The sequence below is a fragment of the Candidatus Synechococcus spongiarum SH4 genome (assembly GCF_000586015.1).
GTDB classification, from domain to species: Bacteria; Cyanobacteriota; Cyanobacteriia; order PCC-6307; family Cyanobiaceae; genus Synechococcus_B; species Synechococcus_B spongiarum_F.
The window spans coordinates 1-13068 of sequence record NZ_JENA01000022.1 but is presented as its reverse complement, the minus strand read 5'-3'; the positions used below and the strand labels follow the sequence as shown (position 1 = coordinate 13068).

At 64.0% G+C, this 13068-nt stretch carries 14 protein-coding genes and 1 pseudogene; 7 read left to right on the top strand and 8 right to left on the bottom strand.

All coding sequences use genetic code 11. From position 1 onward, the window contains the following. Positions 1-365 (top strand): annotated as a pseudogene (locus tag BG35_RS13880) (hypothetical protein); the annotation flags it as partial. Further along, entirely contained in the window at positions 320-1270 is a 951-nt protein-coding gene (locus BG35_RS13875; protein ID WP_152535127.1) for a hypothetical protein, read from the top strand. The pseudogene BG35_RS13880 and the gene BG35_RS13875, both read left to right, overlap by 46 nt. Before the next feature lie 22 nt (positions 1271-1292). Here the strand turns inward: BG35_RS13875 and BG35_RS0102180 are convergent, their stop codons facing one another. Then, positions 1293-2384, bottom strand: coding sequence for an ABC transporter ATP-binding protein (locus BG35_RS0102180; protein WP_034416586.1), 1092 nt, complete (start codon positions 2382-2384; stop codon positions 1293-1295). Between the two features lie 98 nt (positions 2385-2482). On the opposite strand from BG35_RS0102180, the gene BG35_RS0102175 reads away from it, so the two are divergent. Next, on the top strand, positions 2483-2710 hold the full coding sequence (locus tag BG35_RS0102175) for a DUF8665 family protein (RefSeq protein ID WP_025781500.1): 228 nt from the start codon (positions 2483-2485) through the stop codon (positions 2708-2710). A gap of 619 nt (positions 2711-3329) precedes the next feature. After that, positions 3330-3677, top strand: a complete 348-nt coding sequence (locus BG35_RS0102170) for a hypothetical protein (protein ID WP_161632501.1) — start codon at positions 3330-3332, stop codon at positions 3675-3677. Positions 3678-4135: 458 nt separating this feature from the next. On the opposite strand, the gene BG35_RS14050 is transcribed toward BG35_RS0102170, so the two are convergent. The 3 genes from BG35_RS14050 to msrA all read right to left on the bottom strand — a co-directional run bounded on the left by BG35_RS14050 (position 4136) and on the right by msrA (position 5628). Next, positions 4136-4621, bottom strand: coding sequence for a hypothetical protein (locus BG35_RS14050; RefSeq protein ID WP_152535125.1), 486 nt, complete (start codon positions 4619-4621; stop codon positions 4136-4138). Between the two features lie 18 nt (positions 4622-4639). Then, positions 4640-4780 (bottom strand): thioredoxin domain-containing protein, encoded by a 141-nt coding sequence (locus BG35_RS14045; RefSeq protein ID WP_373276956.1) that lies wholly within the window; start codon positions 4778-4780, stop codon positions 4640-4642. Positions 4781-4866: 86 nt separating this feature from the next. Beyond that, on the bottom strand, positions 4867-5628 hold the full coding sequence (gene msrA / locus BG35_RS0102160; protein ID WP_025781497.1) for a peptide-methionine (S)-S-oxide reductase MsrA: 762 nt from the start codon (positions 5626-5628) through the stop codon (positions 4867-4869). A gap of 282 nt (positions 5629-5910) precedes the next feature. Here msrA and BG35_RS13870 point away from each other — a divergent pair, with 282 nt between their 5' ends. From BG35_RS13870 to BG35_RS0102145, 3 genes are all read left to right on the top strand, one after another. Further along, the gene (locus BG35_RS13870) at positions 5911-6279 is read left to right on the top strand and encodes a ferredoxin (RefSeq protein WP_308417007.1); all 369 of its coding nucleotides are present in this window, start codon (positions 5911-5913) and stop codon (positions 6277-6279) included. Beyond that, positions 6198-6824: an MBL fold metallo-hydrolase gene (locus BG35_RS09885; protein ID WP_308417006.1), complete on the top strand. Its 627-nt coding sequence runs from the start codon at positions 6198-6200 to the stop codon at positions 6822-6824. Before BG35_RS13870 ends, BG35_RS09885 begins: the two co-directional genes overlap by 82 nt. Positions 6825-7114: 290 nt before the next feature. Then, a complete protein-coding gene (locus BG35_RS0102145) occupies positions 7115-7351 on the top strand; it encodes a DUF2839 domain-containing protein (RefSeq protein ID WP_025781496.1) in 237 nt (78 codons plus the stop codon). A gap of 40 nt (positions 7352-7391) precedes the next feature. On the opposite strand, the gene clpB is transcribed toward BG35_RS0102145, so the two are convergent. The 4 genes from clpB to hemE all read right to left on the bottom strand — a co-directional run bounded on the left by clpB (position 7392) and on the right by hemE (position 12640). Then, complete coding sequence (gene clpB / locus BG35_RS0102140; RefSeq protein ID WP_025781495.1) at positions 7392-10034, bottom strand: ATP-dependent chaperone ClpB; 2643 nt, start codon at positions 10032-10034, stop codon at positions 7392-7394. Between the two features lie 104 nt (positions 10035-10138). Beyond that, positions 10139-10495, bottom strand: a complete 357-nt coding sequence (gene petE / locus BG35_RS0102135) for a plastocyanin (protein ID WP_025781494.1) — start codon at positions 10493-10495, stop codon at positions 10139-10141. Between the two features lie 70 nt (positions 10496-10565). Beyond that, positions 10566-11552: an NAD-dependent epimerase/dehydratase family protein gene (locus BG35_RS09880; protein ID WP_034416581.1), complete on the bottom strand. Its 987-nt coding sequence runs from the start codon at positions 11550-11552 to the stop codon at positions 10566-10568. 32 nt (positions 11553-11584) lie between these two features. Next, the gene (gene hemE / locus BG35_RS0102125; RefSeq protein WP_025781493.1) at positions 11585-12640 is read right to left on the bottom strand and encodes a uroporphyrinogen decarboxylase; all 1056 of its coding nucleotides are present in this window, start codon (positions 12638-12640) and stop codon (positions 11585-11587) included. Positions 12641-13068: the final 428 nt, after the last annotated feature.

Here is a 13068-nt window from a genome sequence, read left to right as displayed (position 1 = left end):
ATCGCCCTGATCCCAGGCTTGAGCAGATTATTGACCAGACGGTGCAACCCAGCAGCCCCCAGCGAGCCAAAGATCAGGGCTACACGGTTCCCCTGGGGGATCTGAAATTCGGCCCCGAGATCTGGCGGGGTCTGAACCGGGCCGCCGCTGGCCAGAGGGCCTTCATCGGGATTGACCATGCCGGCGTGGCAACCTTCGGCTATGGGGAACTGACGGCGGAGCGGGCCCGCGCCTACGAGACGTTCATAGGCGGCCTCCACGTGCTCTACAACGATCTACAGCCGAACAGCCGGGCTACCGGGGCGCCTACAGCAAGGGGATGGGGCAGAAAATTCGCTATTACCTGCCCCGGGTCCGGGTGGTGATCGGGCTGCGGCCGGACCGGCGCCTGGAAGTGCTCATGAGCAAGGACGGCCTCACCCTGGAAGAAACCCGGGAGCTGAGCCGTAAGCGGGGTCTGGTGGCCGCCTACCTTCCGGACCACGCATCCAAGAGCCGCTTCATTGTTCCGGGCGTCAAAAGCTTCAGCGAAGAGGATGCCAACTGGATCAGCGGGGGGTCCGTCAGCTATGTGCATGTGCCCTACATGATTCGCATCAGCCGGCGACGGCAACTCGCCGAACTGGAGCCCGACCCCATCATCCCCCTGCCGCAAGCCCCGGCGGATCCCGGTTGCAGTGGACCGCTGAGTTGCGCCAGGGAAGGGCTGCTCTGGGCCGGGGACCGTTCCCTTTCCGGGCTCAACCGCCTCATGGGGGTGGCGCTGGGGGGCAGATCCCTGCCGGAACCCCCCATCACCGCGGATCCGCCGCTCACCCAGCGGCAGTTTCCGCCGAGGACGCCAACCGCAGCCTTGCCCGAGGACGGGCCAAGCCCCACGCCCCAGCCCTGGGAATCAGCCTGGATGCCCGACGATATGACCCAGCCCATTCTGGTCCCTCAGGATGCCGGTGAGGATTTCTGGGAGCAGACGTTCCCCCTGCACCCATCCCTGCCCGCCCTGGATCCGGCGCAGGGATGGGTGCAACCCCGGCTGCCTCCTTTGCCCACGCTTCAGCCGAATCCCCCCGCCCCGCCCCGTCAGGGACTGCCGGAGTTCCCCGTACTACACGCCCCACAACAGTCTTCCCGCCAGGAAGATCCTGTTCCCGAACAACCGGAAGGACGGGATATTGCTTCCCAGCACCAGCTTCCACCACCCCCCGTCCTGGAGCCGCGTCCCAATTCGATGCCGGCCCTTCCTCGGCTCGATCCGGGAACCCCGCCATAGGGGGACCACGTTGCCCCCGGTCTCACCCGGCAGCCTCAGCCAGGACCAAGGGAAGCCGCTGGGGGTACAGCAAAAGCTCCGCCGTTGGATCAATCCCCACCAGGCAACGCTGGTGGAGCTTCAATGCATTGGCCAGGGGTTGACGAAGCTTGAGGGTCAGGTTGCCCAGTTGAATGCGGTACAGCCACACCTGACCCAGGAACTCCCGGCCACTCACACTGCCCGCACCATGGGCATCGGCCTTGAGCGTCAACTGCTCCGGTCCCGCCAACACCTGGAACGGCCCGTTTGAAGCAACAGCCGTGACGCTCGACGGACAGCGCAGCCTTCCCAGAGGCGTACACACGGTCTGCTCGTCCATCAGTTGGGCCGGCAACAGGTTGGCTTGCAGCACGAAGCTGGCCACAAATCCCGTGGTGGGGGTCTCCACCAGTTGCCGCGGCTCGGCACACTGCTCCAGGCGCCCCCCGTTGAGCACGGCGACGCGATCACAGATGGCCAACGCCTCCTCGGGATCATGGGTCACCATCAAACCGGCGGCGCCACACCGGGCCAGCACACCGGGGAGTTCACTGCGCAGATGCAGCCGCACTTGCACGTCCAGGTTGCTGAAGGGTTCATCCAGCAGCACCAGAGAGGGGGCAGGCGCCAGGGCGCGGGCCAGGGCCAGGCGCTGCCGCTGGCCGCCGGACAACTGATGGGGGTAGCGTTTCTCAAGCCCCGCCAGGCCCACCAACTCCAGGAGCCAGCTTGCCCGGCTGCGATCCTGGCCCGGCCTCATGCCAAAGCAGGCGTTGTCCCAGACGGAGAGATGGGGAAACAGGGCATCGTCTTGAAACACCATGCCGATGTTGCGCCGCTCCGGCGGCCGCAGCAACGTGGGGCTGGACACCTCCTGTCCATCCAGCAGCACCCGTCCCCGGGAGGGACGGTCAAATCCGATAATGAGGCGTAGCAGGCTGGTTTTACCGCAGCCGGACGGGCCAAGGAGGCCCACCAGTTCCCGCTCCCGGAGTTGCAAGTCGATCTCCTGCAGAATCCATGGGGCCCCGTTGCCTCCAAACCGGCGCCACAACCCTTCCACCTGCAACCGCTGCCGGTTTGGCTGGACCACCCTTGCAACCCCGGATACGGAGGGGTTGGGTTGATCCATTGGGGCGCGTGTCGAAGCAGGATTTAGCCTAGGCTCTCCATCATTTGGCCGTCAACCCCATGGATCCCAGCCGCCAGTTGTATGACGCCATCAGCCAGGATCGGCAACTCACCGCCTCCCTCTACCGTCAGGCGCTGAACGACCCCGGCGGCACCGTGAAACGCCTGGTGGTCCTGGCCGCCGAGCGGGGACTCTCTGTCTCGCCAGAGGAGGTGCGCCGCTTCGTGGCCGAACTGGAGGATCCCGGTAGCCGCCGCTGGCTGGACAAGGCCCGTGGGGGTCTTTGATGCCTGGAGATCAGGCAGGCAGCGGGCTGCCCGAGTGTCGGGGCGGGGGCGGTCTTGCGCGTCTCCGCCGCCTGCCCAGCTAAAAAACAACCAGTAACTCACCAGGGCCAGACCCACGGCCACAACGATGGCGGAGATCTGCTCCAGTCGTTCGAGCACGTCCTCCACCATTGGCGCCAACCTCAAGGCTACAGCATCGCGCCGGGCAGTGTACGGCCGCTTGAAGCCGGGAACCGGTCCCAGGAGTGACGGGAGACCAATCAGGGCAAAGGAGCTTGGCAGTGGCCGGAATTCCGGTCAGAGAGTAGAGTTCAGCCCAGCCCATAAGCTGGGATTACACTGGACAACGTCGTTAACGCTCCTCTCAATCCTCTCCATGCCAGCGGGCCTCCTTCCAGATCCCAGTCTCTCACTCCATCCTGACACACCCCATCACTTGTTCAGAGGCGCCTTAAGGAACCTGCCGGAGGATATCTTCGATGGAATCTCTAATCTAGACATACTCTTCCTGCCAGGAAATAATTTAACCTGTTTGCCGTTCATTCCGGAAAGTTTGACAAATATCGATGTTAATCTGCCGAATTGTATTGGCCTGGTGTTCTCCCCCGCTTCGGTGACCGTGACCGAGGGGGCCACCGGCATCTATGAAGCTGGCGACGGAACCCACAGGGACCGTGACGGTGAGCATCGCCTCGGGCAACACGGGCTGACGGTGGTGGATACTGATACCACCACACCTGCCGATCAGACCATCCTCAGCTTCTCCCCCACCACCTGGAACGATCCCCAGACGGTGACGGTGGCAGCCGCGGAGGACAACAGGAATCGTCACCGGACTTTCACCAGCACTAAATCCATGCCCCTGCGCCACTCCGCCACCAGCGCCGACTATCAGGGCCTATCAGACGAGGTCATGGTGACGATGATTAGGAGAACCAGCCGGTGTGTCCAAGGCGCTGGGTTTTGACACCGTCACCCCCCAGCAAGTGGCGGCGGCCTCCGCCTTCAGCTTCTCCCCTCAGGCAGCAGCGCAAGGGGAAGAGGAAGGGGGCGCTCCCCTGGCTTGCCCTCTGGGGGCGGGACGCATTCTCCTCCTTCCGTGGGGAGCAAGACAATGTTTCCCTGGATAGGGACGTGAGCACTGCCCTGGTGGGGGCGGATTGGCGCACTGGGCGCTGGCGTGCTGGCGCTGCCCTCTTCCACTCCTGGGGCAGCGGCGCCTATGAGGGAGACGACAATGTTGCCGGAGCCGTCAGCAGCACCATGACCGGGGTGTTCCCCTGTGGTCGCTACGGCCTCACCCCCCGCCTCGGCTCTGGGCCGTGGCCGGCTGGCTGGGGTGCGCTCACCCTCGCACCGGATGACACTGCCATGGAGTACAGGCCCGGCGCCGCCTTGGCCATGGGCGCTGTGGGCCTGGATGGGCTACTCGTCGATGGCGGCGCTGCGAGCATCAGCGTCACCACCACCGAGGAGGTGGAGGGCCTTCAATCCTCCGACGACAGCATCTCCCGGCGCCGCCTGGGGCTGACAGCCACACGGCCCTTCCCCTTGGCCACTGGCGCTTTCCTCCGACCTGCACTGGAGATGGGCATCCGGCAGGATAGCGGTGATGCGGAAACCGGCTTCGGGGCCGACCTGGGCGCCAGCATTATCTGGGACGACCCGGAGCGCGGCATCAGGGGGGAGTTGCGGGGCCGCACCCTGCTCACCCATATCGATGAGGAGTTCCGGAAGCAGGGCGTGGCGGTCTCCTTCGCCTGGCAGCCCAACCCATCCAATCGCGGGCCGTCCCTCTCGCTGAGCCATGCCCTGGGCGCCAGCGCCGACGGCGGCATGGACGCCCTGCTGAACCCGCCACCATGGCGGAGCGGGATGGGGCAGCCAGCAACGGGCAGCGGTTTGACGCACACCTGGCCTACGGCTTCCCTACCTACAACGGATGATCTCCCCATGGCGGACTGCCGGGACTTTCCCCATGGGATTAACGGCGCGGTAGCTGGCGCTCTGCATCTCCGTGCCGTAGGCAACGATCTCGGTTGTGTAGTCGATCCCCGTTTCCTCCAGCATCCAGCGGACAATCCGCCCACGGGACATGGAATTGGTGTAGAAGGTGACTGGGGCCATGGCCCATGGGGCGGCGGGTTTCAGGGAGGTCATGCGTTCATGGAGGGCAGCGCAATAGGCGTGTTGTCTCCCCGCAGGACACAGTGGGAGATGGACCAGTCGTAATGACGCCACACCTGTGGAGGGAGCTTGTAATCGGCGCCGGGGAAAGCCCCCAGCAGTTGGCCGGTGGGCATGGCGGAGCAGTAGGGACGGCTGCCGGGCTTGGCCAGGTATTGCTGGTGGTAAGCCTCCGCCGGGAAAAACGGCTGCCCGGACGTGATTTCCGTGGTGATCCTTCCATGGCCTGCGGCGGTGAGAAGCTGCTGATAGGCGGTGCGGCTGGCCTCGGCCGTGGGCGCCTGCTCCTCGGAGACGGTGTAGATGCCGGAGCGGTACTGGGTGCCCCGATCATTGCCCTGGCCCATGCCCTGGGTGGGGTTGTGGCATTCCCAGAACAGCTTCAACACATCGGCAAAACCCGTCACCGTGGGGTCCCACACCACCCGCACCACTTCGGTGTGACCCGTGGCGCCGCTGCACACCTCCTCATAGGTGGGGTTGGGGGTGATGCCCCCCTGGTAGCCCACACTGGTGAGGTGGACTCCGGGCAAGCGCCAGAAGGCCTTTTCCGCACCCCAGAAACAACCGCAGCCAAAACTGCAATCCGCGAAACCAGGGGGGACGGTCCCCAACAGGGGCGTACCCAGAACATGATGGCGCCGGGCCGTGGGAATGGGTGTGTCGCGACCGGGAAGAGCAGCGCTGGCGGAAACCAGAGCCGTTTTGTTGCCGCCAAAGCGCCCGAACATGGTGAACGATCAAGGGAGGGGAGCTTGATGGATCTCCCTTGACCAAAGTTTAAGGAGTCTTTTGCGGCACTGGACGGCCCCTACCCCATGAGCCTTGACGTCCTCCCCACCCTCAGGGCGGGCATTCCTTCCCTCAGGTGGTCCATGAGCGCCTGATTCAATCGTCCCCATGGGATGCCCTCTCACGTGCGGCAGCGCCCATGGCCGCACAGAAAATCGGCCACCTTCCAATCCGAAGTCGGTGTGAGTATGAGTTGAATCGTACCAGTTCCCTGTCCCCCCATGGCCTCTCCCCGAAAGCGCCGCCCTGAAAACGCGAGCGGACCGTTCTACGTGGACAGCAGTTGCATTGACTGCGGCGCCTGCTGGCAGTGGGATCCCCAGCACTTCGAGGACCATGGCCACCAGGCCCGGGTCCGGCTCCAGCCCCAACCCGGGGAGGAGACGGAGCGGGCCCTCATGGCGGCGCAGGCCTGTCCGGTGGCGGCCATCGGCGCCCCGCCAAACCTGATGCGCCAGACCCCCAGCCCGGGATTTCCCGCGCTGATCACCCGCCATCCCGCGGGGACGTGTACTACTGCGGCTGGAGTTCACGGCGCAGTTATGGGGCCAGCAGCTACCTGGTGGTGCGTCCCCAGGGGAACGTGCTGATTGATTCCCCCCGCTACAATCACCCCCTCAGCCAGGCCATCACGGCCCGGGGCGGGCTGGCCGCCATGGTGCTGAGCCATCGGGACGACGTGGCGGATCACAAGCGTTGGGCCCAGGTGTTTGACTGCCCCCGCTGGATTCACCACGCTGATCGGGATGCCGCGCCGGGCGCCGAGCATTGTCCGGGAGGCCATGACCCGGTGTGGCTGCAGAAGGACTTGCAACTGATCCCCACCCCCGGCCACACGGCAGGCTCTATGGTGGCGGTGCTGGGGACAGGCGGCCAGGATGCGCCGCAGGTGCTGTTCAGTGGAGATCACCTCTGGTGGGACCCAAGGGACCAACGCCTGGGGCGTGATCTTCAGCGATATTGCTGGTGGAGCTGGCCGGAGCAGGTGCGCTCCCTCGCCAAACTGCAACACCTGAACGTGGGCTGGCTCCTGCCTGGCCATGGGGATCGCCATTGTTTTGCTCCGGGGGAATGGCGGCGCCACCTCAAGGCGCTCCTGGCCGCCGTTGAAGACGGCAGCCCGCAGGCTTCGTAAGCCTGAACCATCGTCTCCAGTGTGATTGGTTCTATGAATTGTCATATTAAGAGTTGCACGATTCAAGAGTGATTGAGTTGGAAGATAAGTCATCATGCTCCCGGCGCCCTGGCTCGGTTGAAGAAACGGGTCAGTTCAGCCGCCACCCCGTTCACGATGGCGTTCAGGGTTCCAATGTGGGCAACTCGTGGTAGGCGGGCACGGTCATACTGTGCTGGCTGGCCTCCGTAACCCCTGTGGCGGTCATTATGGAAATCTGAGCCTAGGATGGGGGGAGCGGAGTTCAATCCATGGGAGAAGCAAAACGTCGCCGTGATCTGGGTCTGCCGCCGCGGCAGGGGTCGGGACAACCACGAGACTCTTCCCCCCGTGTGGTGAGCTGGCTGCCCCTGACCCGTCAACAAGCCCGGAGCTTCATGACCTGGACGAGTCGGGGGGCCTGGGGGGGCATTGGCCTGCTGGTGGCGCTCTGGCTCGTGGTCCGCTTTATCGGCCCTGCCCTGGGTTGGTGGACCTTGCAAGGCTGAGCCATCCAGGCTCCCCTGTTGGCCGGATGGAGAGTACCGTTCAGGTGGCCGTCACCGCCGCTTCCCGGTGGCGGACCGCTTTGCCCAGATGCAACCGGTTGCCGCCAAAGCCCTCCTCCGGCTGAACCACAATGGTGTCCCCCTCGGAAAAATCACCCTTCAGAATGGCTTTGGCCATGGGGGTCTCCAGATGTTTTTGAATGGCCCGCCGTAACGGTCTGGCCCCGTAGACGGGGTCGTGGCCCACTGTTGCCAGCCAGTCATAGGCTTCCGGCGTGAGCGTCAGGTGGAGGCCCCGCCCTTGCAGCCGTTGCTGGAGATGGCTCACCTGGATCTCCACGATCCGCCGGAGTTCCTGCTTCCGGAGGGCATGGAAGATGATGGTCTCGTCAATGCGGTTCAGAAACTCGGGCGGGAAGTGGTTTTGCAGGGCCTGCTTGACCCGGGCTTCCATCTCGCCATGGCGGCTATGGTCCCCGGCCAGATCCAGAATGGCCTGGCTGGCAATGTTGCTGGTGAGGATGACAATGCTGTTGGTGAAGTTCACCGTACGGCCCTGGCTATCCGTGATGCGGCCGTCGTCCAGCACCTGGAGCAGCACGTTGAACACCTCGGAATGGGCTTTTTCCACCTCGTCCAGCAGGATCACCGCATAGGGCTTGCGCCGTACGGCCTCGGTGAGTTGTCCCCCCTCCTCATGGCCCACGTAGCCGGGGGGCGCGCCAATGAGCCGGGATACGGCGTGGCGCTCCATGTACTCCGACATGTCGAGACGCACCATGGCGCCCTCATCGTCAAAGAGTTGCTCCGCCAGGGCTTTACACAATTCCGTCTTGCCCACGCCGGTGGGTCCCAGGAAGAAAAACGACGCAATGGGGCGCCGTGGGTCCGCCAGACCGGCGCGGGAGCGCTGGATGGCATCGGCCACACTGCCGACCGCCTCCTCTTGACCCACCACCCGCGCCTGAAGCTGCTGCTCCAGATCCAGCAGCTTTTGCAATTCGGATTGGGCAAGGCGTTTCACGGGGATGCCGGTCCACTTGCTCACCACCTCCGCCACGTCCTCTTCGCCGATGGTTTGGCGGAGAAGTCTTTTCTCGTTGCTCTGGAGCCGCTGCTCTCCCTCCTGCAGGCGGCGTTGCAACTGGGCCAGCGTGCCGTATTCCAGTTCCGCAGCCCTGTTGAGGTCATAGCTGCGTTTGGCTTGCTCCAGCTTCACCTGCACCTGCTCAATTTGTTCCTTCAAGGCCTGGAGGTCATCCAGGGCCCCCTTCTCCTGGTTCCATTGGGCCATGGAAGCGCGCTGCTGCTCCATGAGCCTGGCCAGATCATGGTTGATGCGCGCCAGCCGCTCTTTGCTGGCCGGGTCGTTTTCCTTGGCAAGGGACAGTTTCTCCATCTCCAGTTGCAGAATCTTGCGGTCGATCTCGTCAATCTCCTCCGGCTTGGAGGTGATTTCCGTTTTCAAACGGGCGGCGGCCTCATCCACCAGATCAATCGCCTTATCCGGCAAGAAGCGGTCGTTGATGTAGCGACTGCTCAGGACTGCTGCGGCCACAAGCGCATTGTCAGCAATGCGCACGCCATGGTGAACCTCGTAGCGCTCCTTCAGGCCCCGCAGAATGGAAACGGTGTCCTCCACCGTGGGCTGGGGCGCCAGAACCTGCTGGAATCGCCGCTCAAGGGCGGCGTCTTTTTCAATGTAGCGGCGATGTTCATCGAGGGTGGTGGCGCCAATGCACCGCAGTTCCCCGCGGGCCAGCATGGGCTTGAGCAAATTGCTGGCGTCCATGGACCCGCCGGAGGCCCCGGCCCCCACCACGGTATGAACCTCGTCAATGAACAACACAATCTGATCTTTCCCCGCTGTCACCTCCTTGAGCACCGCCTTGAGCCGTTCCTCAAACTCGCCCCGGTATTTGGCTCCAGCGATCAACGCACCCATGTCCAGGGCAATGAGGCGCCGATTCTGCAGCGCCGTCGGCACGTCCCCGTTGACAATCCGCTGGGCCAGCGCTTCGACAATGGCGGTCTTGCCGACGCCAGGTTCACCGATCAATACGGGATTGTTCTTTGTACGGCGTGAGAGAATCTGGATGGTGCGGCGGATCTCTTCGTCCCGACCAATCACCGGATCAAGCTTCCCCTGACGGGCTGCTTCGGTCAGGTTGCAACCATAGTTCTCCAGGGCTTCATAGGTGGCCTCCGGGGTTTGGCTGGTGACCTGCTGGTTGCCGCGGATGGCTTGAATGGCCTCTTTGACGGCCTCTTTGACGGTTTGACGTTTCCCGCCAAGATCTTGCAGCAGGGGTTTGCCACAACGGGGGTCCTCACACAGGGCCAGCACCAGATGCTCAACGGCAATGAAGTGATCCTTCCAGGCTTGCCGCTCCTTCTCCGCCCGATCCAGCAGTCGATCCAGGCTGGAGCTCAGGGAAACGGTCTCCGGAGGGGTGCTGAGCCTGGGCTGTCTGGCCAGGAACTGCTCCAGACTCCGGCCCAGAGCAGTCGCGTCCACACCCCCTGCTTCCAGAATCCGCACAGCCAGATCCTTCTGCTCCAGCAAGGCCTTCAGCAGATGTTCGCTTTCCAGGGTCTGGGATTTACAGGCCCGCGCCAGACCATGGGCGGAGGTGACGGCTTCCCAGGCTTTGAGGGTAAAGGTTTCAGGGTTGGGCTGCATGGCGTTTCGGTAGATCAACATCTACCCGCCAACCTAGAAAAACCTCCCGACCCACACCAGCCGGGAGACCGTACCAACCGCTGCGGTCAACCGGAGGGACCGGATTACTGAACGGTGATGGTGCCCACCATCCCTGCGCCCCGATGGGGCTCGCAGTAGTAGCTGTAGGTGCCAGGTTCATTGAAGGCCTGCTCCCAACTCTCTCCGGGGCTAAAAGCCAGAGCCGTGTGGCTCAGTTCGCCATGACCTTCCACCACGGCATTGTGGGGGCCCAGCTTGTTGTTCACGAACTTGACCGTGTCGCCAGCGCTGATGGTCACCGTCCTGGGCTCAAAAGCCAGAAGGCCACTGTCGGTTCCCATTTTCACCTCAATGGAGGCGGCAGCGGCGGCGGATCCCCATCCCAGCAGACCAGCAAGACTCAGAACGGCAGCAAGGCAGATGCCCAGAAGGCGAGACATGATGTGGCTCAGTCACTGACGGAAGTATATGGGTTCACCCTGCCCGATGGGGGCGTGGGGGTGAGGAGTGTTACCTGCGTGGGACGCCTGCTCCGGACAACACCGTCTCCAGATCGGGGAAGCGCGATGACAAGCCGAAACTTTCCGGTCGGGTGACGGGGTGATGAACGAAGTGACGCCGCTGCAGGGTGAAGCGGTCCCACCGGCTCAACTGGATGCGGAACGCCACCACCAGCGCCTGCATGAGCCAGTGGCGGAGCTCCACGCCGGGAGGATGGGCCATGTGGCGGTAGCGGCAAAGCCGGGCCATGGTGCGGTTGACGGTGAGGGGGGGCTGGCCCAGCACGTAGCGGTGCATGCCCCCCCACCGTCGCGGTCCGGGCTGGTGGGGCGTTGTCAGCAGATGGCCGCAGATGCTGGCCGCGTCCGCCCCGTGGATGAAGTGGTAGCTGGCGTCCAGCCGCAGGAAACGCGCCAGCCAGAGCCAGTGCAGAAGCGGTTTGAGGCCCGCGGTGAGGTAGCTGGTGGGCCACGCTCCACCGCCGTCGATCCTGCCGGAAAAAACCAGCGTGGGGAAAACGGCCACGATCCTGTCCCGCAGGGAATGGGCCATCAACTGGCGCAGGCACACAGCCTTGGTCTGGATGTACTCCGTTCCCCATTGCTCCGCCTCCGGCAGCAACTCCAGATCACGGTCCAGAATGCTGGCGGTGGAGAAGTAGAGCACCTGCTGAAGACGCTGGTGATCGAGACAGGAAAGCAGTTCCTTGACGGCTTCCACGTTGACCGCCCAGGCGCGGGCCGGGTCCCCCCAGGCCGTGGCGGTATGGATGACCCGGTCCACCTGGGCCAGTTGCCGGCGGAAAGGCCGGGGCTGGCGCAGATCCCCCACCAGCAACTCCAGGCGGGGGTGCCGCCGATCAACGGCGGTGAGCTTCTCGGGCTGCCGCAGCCAAAGCAGAAGCCGGGCATCGCTGTGCTCCAGCAGCCAGGCCGTCACCGCCTGGCCAATGCAGCCGCTGGCGCCGGTGATCAGAATTCGACTGGGGCGAGGCAAGGCATCAGGAGCGGGAGGTTGTCCGGGGGCGGTCAGCAGGGGGCCAGGGCGGCCCCCAGGCGCTTGCCGGTCTCGAAGAACAGGCGGGCATTCTCCTCCGGGGTGCCTGGCAAGATGCCATGGCCCAGGTTGAGAATGTGGCGGCGGCCCCGGGCCTTGCGGAGTGTGTCTTCAATCCGGGCACAGATGACGTCAGGGCTGCCGTAGAGAAGGCCGGGATCCACGTTGCCCTGCACCCCCAGGTGTGCGGGCAGCCGGGCCAGGCCGTCCGCCATGTCCACAGTCCAGTCCAGGCTGACGATATCCACGCCGCTGGCGCCCATCCGCTCCAACACCCCGGCGCTGCCCGAGATGTAGAGAATCAGAGGCGTATCCGGGTGGGTCCGCTTCACCTGGCGGATGAGTCGCTGCTGGTAGGGTGCCGCGAAAACATCGTAATCCTGAGGGCTCAGTTGGCCGGCCCAGGAGTCGAAAATCTGCACCACCTGGGCGCCTGAATCAATCTGATAGCGCACATAGGCGGCGATCCCGTCCGCCAGGTGGGCCAGCAGTTGGTGCAGCAGGGCCGGCTCACGGAAGGCCATGGCCTTGATAACACCATAGGTTTTGCTGCTTTTGCCCTCTACGGCATAGGCCGCCAGGGTCCACGGGGCCCCCACAAAGCCCAGGACCGCCGCGGCTGTGCCCACCGCCTCCCGGAGCCGCGTCAGCACGGAGCCCACAAAGCCCATGGACGCCGCCGGCTCCAGGGGGCGCAAGGCATCAATCTGGGCCTGACTGCGGATGGGGTCATGGATCAGTGGACCATGACTCTCAACAATGTCGAACTCGATGCCCATCCCCGGCAGGGGCGTGAGGATATCGGAAAACAGAATCACCCCGTCCGGGTGAAAGGCCTCAAAGGGCTGCATGGAGATCTCGTAGGAGAGATCGGGGTTTTCCGAGCGCTCCCGAAACGTTGGGTAACGGTCCCGCAGATCCCGATAGGCTTTCATGTAGCGCCCCGCCTGACGCATCATCCAGACGGGCGTGCGCTCAACGGGTTCGCCCCGTGCGGTGCGCAGAAGTAGGGGAAGGGAATCGGCCATCGGGTCAAGCATGACGGGGGAGGAACGGGGCTGGAGCGCAGTTCGGGGAACGCCTGCAAGGCATTACCTTGGGGAATTGCATACTGAACCCCACCCCAGGGAGTCAGCACCAGTTTCACAGATCATCGGAACGGCAGGGAAACGCCAACCTACTAACCGCTTCCGCCGAATCTTCCCTCAAGCTCCGCAACAGAGAGGGAGTTCCACAGGAGCTTCAGGAGGAGGACGGAAGGACGGTTTGTTCTGGCTCAGTGCGCCCCAGCTTGCGAGAATCAGGCCCTTCTTCCCCTTCCCCGTCAGCCCCCCTGGAGCAAAAGTACTACTGGCCCTCCTCCGCACACAAGAGGAAGCTGGCTAACCCCGATTCCAGAGAAGGGCAACAGCGGGAACTTAGGCTCACTCTGACTCCCTCGCTTCTGTGAAGACCC